Source organism: Thalassospira sp. UBA4513 (genome assembly GCF_002388495.1).
Classification (GTDB): Bacteria; Pseudomonadota; Alphaproteobacteria; order Rhodospirillales; family Thalassospiraceae; genus Thalassospira; species Thalassospira tepidiphila.
This window is the reverse complement of the sequence record NZ_DGMR01000015.1, coordinates 69,401-83,490: the sequence shown is the minus strand read 5'-3', so window position 1 is coordinate 83,490 and position 14,090 is coordinate 69,401. Positions and strand designations below refer to the sequence as shown.

Annotated in this window: 11 protein-coding genes; 8 read left to right on the top strand and 3 right to left on the bottom strand. The window is 55.5% G+C overall.

Annotation, left to right across the window (positions count from 1 at the left end):
• The 3 genes from B2T33_RS06355 to B2T33_RS06345 form a co-directional block, all read left to right on the top strand.
• A partial coding sequence (locus B2T33_RS06355; protein ID WP_286791513.1) for a DNA gyrase subunit B occupies window positions 1-2,151 on the top strand: 2,151 nt, incomplete at its 5' end.
• Between the two features lie 667 nt (window positions 2,152-2,818).
• Entirely contained in the window at window positions 2,819-3,592 is a 774-nt protein-coding gene (locus B2T33_RS06350; protein WP_286791512.1) for an Abi family protein, read from the top strand.
• 3 nt (window positions 3,593-3,595) lie between these two features.
• On the top strand, window positions 3,596-4,942 hold the full coding sequence (locus B2T33_RS06345; RefSeq protein ID WP_286791511.1) for a hypothetical protein: 1,347 nt from the start codon (window positions 3,596-3,598) through the stop codon (window positions 4,940-4,942).
• Window positions 4,943-5,065: 123 nt separating this feature from the next.
• On the opposite strand, the gene B2T33_RS06340 is transcribed toward B2T33_RS06345, so the two are convergent.
• From B2T33_RS06340 to B2T33_RS06330, 3 genes are all read right to left on the bottom strand, one after another.
• On the bottom strand, window positions 5,066-6,445 hold the full coding sequence (locus B2T33_RS06340) for an aspartate aminotransferase family protein (RefSeq protein ID WP_286791510.1): 1,380 nt from the start codon (window positions 6,443-6,445) through the stop codon (window positions 5,066-5,068).
• Window positions 6,446-6,547: 102 nt separating this feature from the next.
• Entirely contained in the window at window positions 6,548-7,594 is a 1,047-nt protein-coding gene (locus B2T33_RS06335; protein WP_286791509.1) for a histone deacetylase family protein, read from the bottom strand.
• Window positions 7,591-8,295 carry a GntR family transcriptional regulator gene (locus tag B2T33_RS06330; protein WP_286791508.1) on the bottom strand — a complete coding sequence of 235 codons (705 nt, stop codon included), beginning with the start codon at window positions 8,293-8,295 and terminating at the stop codon, window positions 7,591-7,593. The genes B2T33_RS06335 and B2T33_RS06330 overlap by 4 nt, the downstream gene beginning before the upstream one ends.
• 188 nt (window positions 8,296-8,483) lie before the next feature.
• Here B2T33_RS06330 and B2T33_RS06325 point away from each other — a divergent pair, with 188 nt between their 5' ends.
• The 5 genes from B2T33_RS06325 to B2T33_RS06305 all read left to right on the top strand — a co-directional run.
• Complete coding sequence (locus B2T33_RS06325; RefSeq protein ID WP_063085955.1) at window positions 8,484-9,254, top strand: class II aldolase/adducin family protein; 771 nt, start codon at window positions 8,484-8,486, stop codon at window positions 9,252-9,254.
• A gap of 115 nt (window positions 9,255-9,369) precedes the next feature.
• Window positions 9,370-10,902 (top strand): ABC transporter substrate-binding protein, encoded by a 1,533-nt coding sequence (locus B2T33_RS06320; RefSeq protein ID WP_286791507.1) that lies wholly within the window; start codon window positions 9,370-9,372, stop codon window positions 10,900-10,902.
• Window positions 10,903-10,995: 93 nt separating this feature from the next.
• Window positions 10,996-11,973 carry an ABC transporter permease gene (locus tag B2T33_RS06315; RefSeq protein ID WP_008888981.1) on the top strand — a complete coding sequence of 326 codons (978 nt, stop codon included), beginning with the start codon at window positions 10,996-10,998 and terminating at the stop codon, window positions 11,971-11,973.
• A gap of 1 nt (window position 11,974) precedes the next feature.
• On the top strand, window positions 11,975-12,808 hold the full coding sequence (locus B2T33_RS06310; RefSeq protein ID WP_286791506.1) for an ABC transporter permease: 834 nt from the start codon (window positions 11,975-11,977) through the stop codon (window positions 12,806-12,808).
• The coding region (locus B2T33_RS06305; RefSeq protein ID WP_286791505.1) for an ATP-binding cassette domain-containing protein at window positions 12,805-14,090 on the top strand (1,286 nt) is incomplete at its 3' end. The genes B2T33_RS06310 and B2T33_RS06305, both read left to right, overlap by 4 nt.

The window sequence follows — 14,090 nt, the reverse complement described above, 5'->3', positions numbered from 1 at the left end:
GCCGAGGTCATCATGACCCAGCTGCATGCCGGCGGTAAGTTCGACCAGAACTCCTACAAGGTTTCCGGTGGTCTGCACGGTGTGGGCGTGTCGGTGGTGAACGCGCTGTCGACGCTGCTCAAGCTGCGCGTCTGGCGTAACGGCAAAGAACACTACATGGAGTTTTCCGGTGGTGACGCGATCAAGCCGCTTGAGGTTGTCGGTGATGCACCGCTGACCGCGGATGGCACACCGCTTTCGGGGACCGAAGTCACCTTCTACCCGGATGCCGAAATCTTCACCATGACCGATTTCGACCTGCCGACGTTGGAACACCGCCTGCGTGAACTGGCCTTCCTGAACTCTGGCGTGATCCTGACGCTGCGTGATGAACGCAGTGGCGAACCGGCCGAAATGAAGCTGCATTACGAAGGCGGTATTCGTGCCTTTGTCGAATATCTCGACCGTAACAAGGCCCGTCAGATCGAAGAAGCCATTTGCATCGAAGGCGAAAAAGACGGCATCACCGTCGAAGTCGCCCTGCAATGGAATGACAGCTACCACGAAACCACGCTGTGCTTTACCAACAACATCCCGCAGCGTGATGGCGGGACGCACATGGCCGGTTTCCGTGCTGCTCTGACCCGTCAGATTAACAACTACGCCCAGGAAAGTGGCATCGCCAAAAAGGAAAAGGTCGCCCTTTCCGGCGATGATGCCCGTGAAGGCCTGTCTTGCGTGATTTCGGTCAAGGTTCCGGACCCGAAATTCTCGTCCCAGACCAAGGACAAGCTGGTCTCGTCCGAAGTCCGCCCAGTCGTTGAAAACATCGTCAATGACAAGCTTGCCCAGTGGCTTGAAGAACATCCGGCCGATGCGCGCAAGATCGTCTCCAAGGTGGTCGAAGCGGCATCTGCCCGTGAAGCGGCCCGTAAGGCCCGCGAACTGACCCGCCGTAAGGGCGCGCTTGATATCTCGTCCCTGCCGGGCAAATTGGCTGACTGTCAGGAACGCGATGCGTCCAAAGCCGAACTGTTCATCGTGGAGGGTGATTCCGCAGGTGGTTCGGCCAAACAGGGCCGCGAACGTGGCTTCCAGGCGATCCTGCCGCTGCGCGGTAAGATCCTGAACGTCGAACGTGCACGCTTTGACAAGATGCTTTCAAGTCAGGAAATCGGTACCCTGATTACCGCCATGGGCACCGGGATTGGTCGTGATGACTTTAATATCGAAAAGGCCCGCTACCACAAAATCATCATCATGACTGACGCCGACGTCGATGGTGCGCATATCCGAACCCTGCTTTTGACCTTCTTCTATCGTCAGATGCCCGAACTGATCGAACGCGGCTATCTCTATATCGCACAGCCGCCGCTTTATCGCGCCAAACGCGGTAACTCGGTCCAGTATCTCAAGGACGACCGCGAGATGGAGCAGTATCTGACCGCACAGGGCACCGAAGAAGCCGTGCTTACCCTTTCCGGTGGGCAACAGCTTGCCGGCCCGGATCTGGTCCGTGTGGTCGAACTGGCGCGTAAGGCCAAGGGCTTCCTGGAGCCGCTATCGATCAAGCTTCCGATTTCCGTGCTTGAGCAGGCAACGCTTGCCGGTGCATTGAATCCGGCCTTGCTTGATGATGATGGCAAACGCGTTGAGGCGGCCGAAACGCTCGCCAAACATCTTGATACCCTTGAAGAAGACTATGATCGCGGCTGGCACGGCGAAGCACCGCTCGATGAAATCGTGCTTTGGCGGATGCTGCGCGGCGTTGAACAGCGTCACGTGATTGATGGCAACATCCTGCGCTCGGCCGAGGCCCGTGCAATTGCCGGTATCCTTGGCGAACTGCGCGAACTGTTTGAAAAGGGTGCGGAATTCGTTGCCAAGGACAAGACCTGGAAAATCAACGGTCCGGTCGATCTGGTCAATGCGGTGATGGAATATGGCCGCCGCGGCATTTCGGTCCAGCGCTATAAGGGCCTGGGCGAAATGAACCCGGATCAGCTTTGGGAAACCACGCTCGATCCGAACGTCCGTTCGCTGCTGCAGGTCAAAGTCGCCCACGCTGACGAGGCAGAGGAAGTCTTCTCAACCCTCATGGGCGACGTCGTAGAACCCCGCCGCGACTTCATTCAGTCAAACGCACTCAAGGTCGCAAACCTCGACGTTTAGGCGTTCGTGTGAATTGACTCATAAAACTGGAAACTCGACAGATAAATTTAGAATCTGTGACGCACTGACCACAGTTGTAGCCTGCTTTCCAAAGCTCGCGAGTGTCGCGGGCTTTGGTGTGTTCAGTTGAAACTTGCTGTATGATGACAGGATTACTGAATGGGTTGATTGCCCTAACCAGTAATCTTGGTATCACGTGATACCAGGCGAATGTATGGATGTCGTCTTTTTGACGTCCGCCATACATCCTGCTGGCAAGTGCGCAAATTTGCAACGGGTTGCCAACTGCATGTCAAAGTGCGATCGAGAAACGCACTTGCAATTACTGCACAATGTGTGCGCAATTTTCGGTCGCCAGTTACGTGCGAAAAATGAAGACGTTTTGCGTGCGTAATTCGTGAATGCATTTACATTCACAAAATCGTGCGTCTTTTAGGACGCAGATTCTGATTGAAAACTGTACGTAAAATGCGTATAACAATTCTCGTGAGCTGAGGGACAGTTCGCTCTTGAGTGCGCTCTTGAGTATAACCCCGCAGTCAAAGAGTTCGGGAGCCGGCCAGTATTTATTTACTGGCCGGTTTTCCGTTATATGCAACATCACAGGCTTGCAATCAAACTTCTAATGCATGAATGATACCCGTTAAATTAGTGACGGGGAAGCTACATGCAGGTAACTCGCGATTGCCGACCATATAATGTTGATCGTCTCGGCCGGGATTATCAGCCTGGTGCGGATCCCCGTTTCATCAAGACATTATCGCAGAGCCGTTTCAACGTATATCTCCGCGAGGCCAATCAGGATTCTGATCTGGCTTTTCGACTGTATCGATGGAATATGCTGCTCGCAGAAACCTTCCTGATGCCGTGCCATTTGATGGAAGTTGCTTTACGCAACGGACTGTCGGCTAAGATGTGGGCTAGGTTTGGTGCTGAATGGCCACTTCAGGCGCGATTGAGAGGGGATTGGGATGCTGATCCTCGACTTGATCAACGAATGCGCCAGCTTCATTGGGATGCGCACGCGAAAATCGTAGATCAGAGAGAGCAGATCATTGCGCATCGCGAGACGCTTCCAAATCCAGCGCCGGTAACATCAGACTGTGTAATTGCCCAGCTATCTCTCGGATTTTGGACAAATATGTTCTCTGCTAGATATCGCGGGACTTTATGGAGTGGGAGCGCGTTGCGGTCGGTTCTCCCCAACCATCCGATGAATATCAGTTCCGATGATGTTTATACAAAGCTGGGCAACGTTAGAGAAATCCGCAATCGAGTAGCTCATCATGAGGTGATTTTTACTAAAGATCCGGAAGCCCGATACCGTGATCTGGTCGAGCTTTGCACTTGGCTTAATCCCGATCTTGGTCATTTTGTCGAAACGACGTCTCATTTTGATACCGTCTTCGCAGCTCGCCCTCAGGCAAATCAGGCGGGGTAGGGGATGGCAAGGCCTATCGGAAAGAGATATCCAAATCCAATTGGCTTAGGTCCCTACGTTACTCCGTCCGGCATTCGCAGGTTTAGCAAGGAGTTCCAAAAGCGATTGATCGCTGAGTGGTTTTTTGATCGATTTGAGGATCCAAGTACTGCAGCGTCTAATCATGGATTTCAAGGGGGAGATCTTTATATCCACGGCGGCCCTTATGACGCCCGAGAAGCAATAGAAGCCGAGTTCAGTGCGGTTGTTCGCCCAGATGTAATTGATAAAGCGATTGGATTTGTTGAAAGCGACGGTACGTTCGAGTGGGCACCCAGCCCTAATCATCCAGACTACATAGCTTACAATAGGGGGCCAGAACGATCACCAGATGAAGGTAACCACTTCTTCGACAGTGACGGTAGGTTGGAGCGTGGTCCAGTTGGCCTGTCGAATCTTGGCGAAGGCGAGTTTTACAATGCGCCTTGGGATTCAAAGTTAAAGATTTCACCTTCCGAAGTCCGTAGTCTTTCTCTTCAACAACAACGTGAGCTGATAGAGCATTGGTTCTATTATTTGTTTGAAGCTCTGCCAGACGAGCGGGTCAATTGGCCAGATATGCAGCGACATTCATTCGATCAGCGCAGAGACTACAAGGCTCGCGACGTAATTCTTAACGAATTCATCGAAATCGCCGATCAGAACGTTATTCTCGACGTTATTTCAAAAATTCAGGGTTCTGGTGGTGCCGTTTGGGGGCCCGGTCCGTATCATCCGGATCGTATTAGACAGGACGGGGGTGTAAACACAATAACTGGTCGTCTGGATGTTAGCTATTTTCTTCGACCTGATGGAGACTTTGTTGATCCCCCTCCTAGGGACACGGTCGCCGATCATGATCAGATTGACGCGCGGCTAGAACATGGGGCGCGAACATCGTTCGGCACTTCCTATGATCGAGCTGTTCGACGAACAGTCCAGGCACATGCTGAAGCTCTTCGAGCGCTTCTCGCAAAAGCAGAGCCAAAGTCGTTGAAGCATGGCGGCATTGGCCACAACCAACCGCCTTCGGATATCGAACTTGAAGAAGAGCACAAGGAAGAGCTGGTGGCCGCAGTCGACACCATCAGTGAAGAACTGGCCCATGAACAGCCAAACGTTCGGAAAGTGTCACGCGCCGCGCGGGTCATTCAGTCCATCGGTCAATGGGTGGCCAAGAAACTGGACATGACACTCGATGCGTTCCTAAAGACTTTCGCCGGCGGCCTTGCCGGTCTTGCTCTACTCAAGCTGGACGTGATCATTCAAGAGACCCTGAAGTTCTACCAATTTGTTATTGACTGGCTGAATGCTGTTGTCCTGCCATTCTGATCGTATTTATAGAAGAGGCTTGCATCGATCATTTAGGCAGGCACTGAAATTAGTGAGGACAGATGGTAATTGTGCGCCGCAGACGCCCATTTGGACGTCTGCGGCGTCGGTGCAATTCTCAGATCAAAGCATCCCTTCGGACTTCGCCCAATCAAGCGCCCGGTCAAGCGCACGGCCGAGGCGGGCGTGGATTTCGCGCACATCATCCTCGGTCACGATCAGCGGCGGGCAAAGTGCCACCGTGTCATAGACATTGCGGCAAATAAGCCCTTCTTCGGCGGCAAGGGCCACGACCTTTGCGGCAACCGTGCCGGGTTTGCCAAACGGCTGTTTGGTTTTCTTGTCTGCCATCTCAAGGCCGGCAATCAGGCCAACACCACGAATTTCACCGATTAACGGATGATCGGCAAAGGCGCGCAAGCCATCCTGGAACATCGGTTCTAGACGTTTGGCGTTGCCCATCAAATCGCGTTCTTCGATGATGTTGAGGTTTTCCAGACCAACCGCACAGGCAACCGGATGTCCGGTGCCGGTAAAGCCGTGGCCGAAATTGCCAAGCTTGGCAGTGTTGTCGGCAATCGCGTTATAGACCTTGTCATTCACAACGATCGCGGCAAGCGGCATGTAGGACGAGGTCAGCTGTTTGGATGTCACCAGAATGTCCGGCGTAAAGCCATATTTTTCACAGCCAAAACGGGCACCAGTCCGGCCAAAACCGTTAATGACTTCATCGGAAACGACCAGAATGTCGTACTTGTGGCAGATTTCCACCACACCCGGCCAGTAGCCTTCCGGCGGCGTCATCACACCGCCCGCACCCATCACGGGTTCGCCAATAAAGGCCGCAATGGTTTCCGGGCCTTCGGCAAGAATGGTGTCTTCAAGTTCCTTCAAAAGGCGCGCGGTGAATTCGGTCTCGGACTCGCCCTCTTCGCCATAACGCCAGAAATGCGGGCAGCTCAGATGCGTCACCGGAATGGCCGGAAGGTCAAAGTCCTTCTGGTTGCCGGCAAGCCCGGTCAGCGAGCCCGAGGCAATCGTAATCCCGTGATAGGCCTTGGTGCGCGACAGGAACTTTTTCTTTTCCGGGCGACCCAAACCGTTATTAAGGAACCAAGCCATCTTGACGACGGTGTCATTGGCTTCTGACCCGGAATTGGTAAAGAACACACGGTTCAGGCCCTCGGGCGTCATTTCAACCAGCTTTTCGGCCAGACGGATCGATGGCTCGTGCGCCTTGTGGGCAAAGCTGTGGTAATAGGGCAGGCGTTTAAGCTGCGCATAGGCGGCATCGGCCAGACGGGTTTCAGAAAAGCCAACCGCAACCGACCAAAGCCCGGCAAGACCTTCGATATATTCCTTGCCTTCGCTGTCGGTGACGCGGGCGCCATTGCCCTCGGCCATGATCATCGGGCCCTTTTCTTCGTGCAGTCGCATATTGGTGTACGGATGCATCGAATGTGCGATGTCGGACATGTGGAGCGAATTCGGCCGATGGTTCATGTGAAACTCCCGTTCTGATGATGAGGCCCTGATATGGGGCGGCCATTTTGTTCTGCAGTATATGCGGTTGCGATCAAACCCGCCATTGGTGGCTGATGCGGGTCAGTTTCTCTCAAGTGCGGGTATTTTTGCGCCCAAATAACCCGAAAGAAAAGATGTCAGCGACATGGTCAGTGATGGTGTCAGATATCCACCCTCTTGCACAATAACCGTCGGATAGCCCGCCGCAGCAATTTTTTCACCGGCACGACGCAGTCCGTCCCAACTGACTTTCATGCCAAGCAACGGATCGTCTTCGTGGGTATCAAGTCCAAGGCTGAGAACCAGCGCACCGGGATTGAATGTGGCAATACGGTCAAGGGCGGTATCGATTGCGGCAAGCCATGCTGCATCTTTGGTGGTGCGAGGCAGGGGCAGATTAAGGTTATATCCTTCGCCATCACCCGATCCGGTCTCATAGGCAAAGCCGGTAAAGAACGGGTAATAGTCCGTGGGGTCGGCATGGATCGAAACGCTTAGGACATCGTTACGATCATAAAAGATATCCTGCGTGCCGTTGCCGTGATGGACATCGATATCAAATATGGCGACGCGATCATGTGCGGTGCGCAGGCGTGCGGCCGCAATCGCGGCGTTGTTCAGCAAACAATGCCCGGCAGCAATTTCGGCACTGGTGTGATGCCCTGCCGGCCGACACAGCGCATAGGCCTTGTCATCCCCCGCCAACACGGCATCGGTTGCGGCAATGGCACAATCGGCGGCGCGCAGGGCCGCCTGCCAGCTGTACTGGCCAATCGGGGCAGACGTATCGCCCATATGCCAGCCCGCCTGGGCCAGAATGGTGTGCGGATAGGATGATGTCGCGGCACGCGGAAAGACGTTGGGGACGACTTCCGGGCCAGCATCGGGCTGTTTTTGCCATTCATCCCACGCCGTTTCGAGGAACTTTAAAAACCGCTTGGTATGAACGGTTTCAAGGGCCGCAATCGGGGCGCGTCCGGGTTCGGTTACCGACAGGGAAAGCGCATCAAGACCAGCCAGCAAAAGCTTGGCGCGTTCGGCCTGTTCGGCATTGCGCTGGATCTTGCCATAGGTCAGGCGAAAAATCGGATCGTGTGTTTCGGTCTCTGGGGCGTAGAAGCATTTCATGTCGACGTTTTGCCTTCTTCCAGAAGGCGGAACTGATCGATCACGATGCGTTGCGCCTCCGAAATGTGGTAGCGGATCGCCGAAACGGCCTTGGTGGCATCACGTGCCCGCAGGGCTTCAAGAATCGGTTCGTGTGTTTCTGCAATGCGGGTCGGATCGTCATAAAGCTGCCCGATCAGCATGATGCTGAACTCGGTTTCTATGGCGACCTGTTCGAACACCTGCAGGAATTTCGGGTTGTCGCTGCCAGTACACATCAGCCGGTGAAACTGCATGTCGGCCTCGACCTGGGTGAAGATATCGGCCTCTTCGGTGGCAACCCGGTGAAGCTCGGCCACCTGTGCGCTCAGGGCTTTCTCGATCTCGTCGTTCCAGTTCTGCACCAGACGTTCGACCACGGCCGTCTCAATCGCCAGTCGCAACTCATACAGATCATTGAGCGCCTTTATCGAAACCTGACGCACAAAAAATCCCCGGTTCGGCTCGGACCTCACCAGGCCCGAACTTTCAAGCAACCTTGCCGCTTCACGGACGGGGGCCCGGCTGACCCCCAGTTCGCGGGCGACGACCGATTCGGATAACCGCGCACCCGGGGCAAGCTTTCCGCTGACGATTGCTTTGCTCAGCAACTTGGCAACCCGCTGGACGAGCCCTTCACGATCAATCTGTTGGAAGCCGGAGGACGGCTGTGTCTGTGTCATATGTAAGCCCGCAGAAGGTGGATTTGAATTCTTTGAATTAAGCCCGCAACAGACGCCAAAGAAAGATGCATGACTCCGGTCAGTCTAGGCAACGAATTGTAGATTGTCGACAATTTACTTGACTGCGCCGGGATCATCCCGCAGCCTTGAAGCAATCAAAAAAGCGACATAACGAAAGGGCGGCATTAATGCGCGATGCTATGAGTGATCAGTCGATATCCGAAATCCGCCGCGATCTGGCTGCGGCCTATCGGTTGATCGCGCTCGAGGGCATGGATGACGGCATCTACACCCATATTTCCGCACGGCTCCCATCCGGACCCGGGGGTGAGCAACGCTTTCTGCTTAATCCGTTCGGCCTGCGGTTTGACGAAGTCACTGCGGCCAATCTGGTAACCGTCGATGAAACCGGTGCCGTGATTGACGACCCCTATGGTGCGGGGGTGAATGCCGCAGGTTTTACCATCCATTCGGCGGTTCATATGGCGCGTCACGATGCGGTTTGTGTGCTCCATACCCACACGGTGGCGGGTGTGGCGGTGTCATCAAATCAGGAAGGATTGCTGCCGCTCAATCAGTGGTCGGCACAGTTTTACGACCGGATTGCCTTCCACGACTACGAAGGCATTGCGCTTAATCTTGAGGAACGCGCCCGCATCGTTGCCGATCTCGGCGACAAATCGGTGATGTTGCTGCGCAATCACGGCACGTTGCTTTTGGGTCGCTCGGTGGCCGAGGCGGTCAAGCTGGCCTTGAACCTTGAACGGTCCTGCAAGGCGCAAGTTGCAGCGCTGGGAATGGGCCTGACGCCGGTTGTGCTGGGCCATGACGTTGCCGAGCACACCGCATCCCAATACCAGTCGATGTACGATTCTTATGAACAAAAGGGCAAACCAGACCCGGAATGGGCCGCCCAACTGCGCCGGCTTGATGCCAGCGCCCCGGGTTACCTCGGGTAACCTGTGCATCTGGGTCACGCCTGTGGCCTTCGGTTAAACAAAACGTGCGTAACACCAATAAAAACAAGAACCTAAATGCAAAACACAATCAGGGAATGCTATGAAATATTTAAAGGTGACTACTTTTCTCATCGCCGCCGCCCTGGCCTCGCCAGTGGCGGCACAGGAAGCTGGCGGTCGGCTTGATATCGTTGTTCAGCCCGAACCACCGGGACTGATGCTCGGCCTCGTGCAGAATGGCCCGACCCAGCTGGTTGCAGGCGATATCTATGAAAGCCTGCTGCGCTATGACAGCGAACTGACCCCGATGCCGAGCCTTGCCAAAAGCTGGGAAATCTCCGACGACGGTCTGACCTACACCTTCAAGCTTAATGAAGGTGTCAAATGGCATGACGGCGAAGATTTCACCGCCGATGACGTTGTCTTTTCCGCCGATGTTTTCCTGCGTGAAACCCATGCGCGTCTGCGTGCGTCGCTGGCTTATGTCAAAAGCATCACCGCCCCGGATCCGATGACGGTTGTCTTCAAACTCAAGGAACCGTTTGGTCCGTTCATCAACGCCTTTGAAAACGGCACCATGCCGATTGTGCCCAAGCACATCTATGAAGGCACTGACTTTGCCAACAACCCGGCAAACGCCACCCCGATTGGCACCGGTCCGTTCAAGTTCAAGGAATGGGTCAAGGGCAGCCACATCCACCTTGTTAAGAACGAAGACTACTATGTCGATGGCCTGCCGTATCTGGATGAAGTCTTTTACCGTGTGATCCCGGATGCGGCTGCGCGTGCGGTGGCGTTCGAGACCGGCGAGGTTGATGTTCTGCCGGGTGGTTCGGTTGAAAACTGGGATATCCCGCGTCTGGCCGAAATGGATGGTGTTTGTGTCACCGAAAAGGGCTGGGAATTCCTCGCACCGCTGGCATGGATGTGGCTTAACAACCGCGAAGGTCCGACCGCAAACGAGAAGTTCCGTCAGGCCGTCATGTACGCCATGGATCGTGATTTCATGCGCGATGTGGTCTGGAACGGCTTTGGTAAGGTTGCGACCGGTCCGATTGCATCCAGCACCAATTTCTATTCCGATGACGTGACCATTTATGATCACAACCCGGACAAGGCCAAGGAACTGCTGGCCGAGATGGGCTATGACGGCGAACCTGTCCGCATCCTGCCGCTGCCATATGGTGAAACCTGGCAACGCTGGGCCGAGGCCGTGCGTCAGAACCTCAGCGAAGTTGGCATCAATGCCGAAATCGACAGCTCTGATGTCGCTGGGTGGAACGAAAAAACGTCCCAGTGGGATTACGACATGGCCTTCACCTATCTCTATCAGTACGGTGACCCGGCCCTGGGTGTTTCGCGCAACTATACCGCCGATCGCATCAAGAAAGGCAGCCCGTGGAACAACGTCGAAGGCTATGAAAACCTGGCACTCGACGAAAAATGGGCCGCTGCTGCGACGATGGTAACACCCGAAGAACGCGAAGCAGCCTATGCCGAAATCCAGAAGGAAATCGTCGATGACGTTCCCGTCGCCTGGATGCAGGAACTGACCTTCCCGACGATCTACCGTTGCAATGTCAACGATCTGGTGACCACGGCCATCGGTATCAATGACGGTCCACGTAACGCCTGGATCAAGAAGTAACATTGCGGGCGGACCGATTGCCGGTCCGCCCCCTTCTTTTCCTGATTGCCCGCGTTCAGGCGGGATTTCAAATACGGGATGCTACGGGGACCTATGACCATATTCGCTGTCGTGGTGTCGCGGCTATCCAAGGCTATTTTGACCTTGCTGGCCATTGCGATTCTGAACTTTTTCCTCATCCATGCCGCGCCGGGTGATCCGGCTGTCGTGCTGGCCGGTGAAGCCGGTGCCGCTGACGAGCAGATGATCGAACAGCTGCGCGAACGCTTTGGCCTCGATCAACCGCTTTATGTCCAGCTTGGCAAATATGTCGCCGGTATTGTGCAACTTGATCTTGGCTATTCCTTCCGCCAGGGCGCGCCTGTGGCCGAACTTATTGCTGATCGGTTGCCGGCAACCTTGTTGCTGACATTAACGGCTTTTGTCGTCTCGCTGGTGTTGGGCATCGCCTTTGGGGTTGCCGCCGCCGCGCGCGTTGGCAAACCGTCTGATACCGTCCTGACCACGATGGCGCTTTTATTCTATGCAACCCCGCTATATTGGCTGGCCCTTATGGCGGTTCTGGTGTTTTCCGTGTGGTTTGGATGGCTTCCCGGTTTTGGCTATGAAACTGTCGGGGCGAATTATACCGGTCTGGAGCGCGTCCTTGATATTGGCAGCCACCTGATCCTGCCAGCCCTGACACTGGGGCTGTTCTTTACCGCGGTCTATATGCGCATGGCGCGTGCATCCATGCTCGAAGTCTCGCAGCTTGATTTCGTCAAAACCGCCAAGGCCAAGGGCCTGTCGGATGCGGTCATTCGCCGTCGTCACATCTTGCGCAACGCCATTTTGCCGGTGGTGACCCTGGCTGGCTTGCAGGCTGGTCAACTTGTCGGCGGGGCGGTTCTGACCGAAACGGTCTTTGCCTGGCCCGGTATTGGACGCCTGATGTTCGAAAGCTTGGCTGCACGTGACTACAACACGATTTTGGGCGTGTTCCTTGTCTCGGCTGCCATGGTCATTCTGTTCAACATCGTGACCGACATTGTTTATCGCATTGTCGATCCCCGTATCGGAGCCCGTAGCTGACATGTGGAAACGTTTCAGAAGCAATATGGGCGCCATGATCGGTGTCGTCTTGCTGATCTCGGTGATTGTCGTCGCCCTGATCGCCCCCTTGATCTTCTCTGATGGGCCTTGGCAAATGGTTCAACGCCCGTTCCTTGCACCCTTTGCCGTTGATGGTTTGCCCTTGGGTACGGATACGCTGGGCCGTAATGTGGCAGCCCAACTGGCCTATGGGGCGCGGGTTTCCCTTTTGGTCGGGCTGGTTTCGACCGTGGTTGCCTTGCTGATCGGTGTGCCGTTGGGCGCCTTGGCCGGGTTCTATGGTGGCTATGTCGATGAAGGCGCGATGCGCTTCACCGAGTTCTTCCAGACCATCCCGAACTTCGCACTGGCCATCGTGCTGGTGGCTATTTTTGAGCCAACCTTGACCTCCATCACCATTGCGATTGCCATCGTCAGTTGGCCGCCCGTCGCCCGTCTTGTCCGGGCCGAAGTCATGTCGGTGCGCACGCGTGAATTTGTTGATGCGGCGCGTTTGGCGGGGCTTTCAAAACCGCGCATCCTGATCCAGCAGGTGCTGCCAAACACGGTATCCCCGATCATTGTCATGGCGTCGCTGATGGTCGCGACCGCGATCCTGCTCGAAAGCTCGCTTTCGTTCCTGGGGCTTGGTGATCCCAATTCGATGTCATGGGGCTATATGATTGGCGCTGCCCGCACCGTCATCCGCACCAGCTGGTGGCTCAGCTTCTTCCCCGGCATTGCCATCGTGATCACCGTTTTGGCGCTCAACCTGATCGGTGAGGGGCTCAATGATGCCTTCAATCCGCATCTGTCGCGAAAGGGCAAAGCATGAGTGCGACACTGACAATTGAACGGCTGACAATCGGCCTGCCCGAGGGCGCAGACCGCCCCTTCGCAGTCGAAAATGTCAGCTTCGACATCGACAAGGGACAGATCCTTTGCGTGGTGGGCGAATCCGGCTCTGGCAAGTCAATGACGGCCAATGCCCTGATGGGGCTGCTCCCCCACGGGGTAGAGGTCAAATCAGGCCGGGCCATGTTCGAAGCCCGCGATGTCTTGCGCCTGCCCGAAGTTGAAAAGCAGGCCCTGCGCGGTGCCCAGATCGCCATGATCTTTCAGGAACCGATGACCGCACTCAACCCGTTGATGCGTATCGGTGATCAGATCTCCGAGGTGTTCGCTGCACACGGTCTCTATACCCAGTCCGAACGCCGCAAACGTGCATTGGACCTTGTGCGCGAAGTCGGGCTTCCCGATCCGGAAAAAATCATCCGTGCCTATCCGTTCCAGCTTTCAGGTGGGCAACGCCAACGTGCGATGATCGCCATGGCATTGGCGCTGGAGCCCAAACTCCTGATCGCCGATGAGCCGACAACCGCCCTTGATGTCACGACACAGGCACAGATCCTGAAGCTTATTCTCGATCTGCGCAAAAAGCGTGGCATGGCGGTGATGTTTATCACCCATGATTTTGGTGTGGTCGCCGAAATCGCCGATCAGGTAATTGTCATGCGCGAAGGCAAGGTCGTTGAGCGCGGTGATGCGGCATCGGTTCTTGATAACCCGCAGCATGACTACACGAAACGACTGCTTGATGCCATTCCAACCGGAAAACTTCCGGAGGCACGTGAACTAAGCGCAACGCCTGCGCTTGAAATCAAAAATCTGCGCAAAACCTTCCGGACGGGCGGCGGCCTGTTCAAGCCGGTCCGCGAAGTTCATGCGGTTGATGATGTCTCGCTCACCGTTTCGCGCGGCGAGGTGCTTGGTCTGGTGGGCGAATCCGGGTCGGGCAAATCAACATTGGGCCGCACGGCAGTTCGGCTGGTGACACCCGATGGCGGCCACGTCATGGTTGGCGGCGTTGATCTTGCCGCACTGTCTGAGGAAGAACTCCGCCGTCAGCGCAACAAGGTGCAGATGGTTTTTCAGGACCCCTATGCATCGCTCAATCCGCGCCAACGGATCATGAGCGCCCTGACCGATGGCCCGATCAATCGCGGCGTGCCCAAGGAAAAGGCCCAGGCCAAGGCAAAAGACCTGCTCGAAATCGTCGGCCTTGGTGCCGATGCCGCCATGCGCTATCCGCACGAATTTTCCGGCGGGCAACGTCA

Coding starts and splice junctions, on each gene's coding strand:
- B2T33_RS06350 (WP_286791512.1), top strand. CDS start 2,819: ATGCAGGTAACTCGCGATTGCCGACCATATAATGTTGATCGTCTCGGC.
- B2T33_RS06345 (WP_286791511.1), top strand. CDS start 3,596: ATGGCAAGGCCTATCGGAAAGAGATATCCAAATCCAATTGGCTTAGGT.
- B2T33_RS06310 (WP_286791506.1), top strand. CDS start 11,975: ATGTGGAAACGTTTCAGAAGCAATATGGGCGCCATGATCGGTGTCGTC.
- B2T33_RS06340 (WP_286791510.1), bottom strand. CDS start 6,445: ATGAACCATCGGCCGAATTCGCTCCACATGTCCGACATCGCACATTCG.
- B2T33_RS06325 (WP_063085955.1), top strand. CDS start 8,484: ATGCGCGATGCTATGAGTGATCAGTCGATATCCGAAATCCGCCGCGAT.
- B2T33_RS06330 (WP_286791508.1), bottom strand. CDS start 8,295: ATGACACAGACACAGCCGTCCTCCGGCTTCCAACAGATTGATCGTGAA.
- B2T33_RS06315 (WP_008888981.1), top strand. CDS start 10,996: ATGACCATATTCGCTGTCGTGGTGTCGCGGCTATCCAAGGCTATTTTG.
- B2T33_RS06335 (WP_286791509.1), bottom strand. CDS start 7,594: ATGAAATGCTTCTACGCCCCAGAGACCGAAACACACGATCCGATTTTT.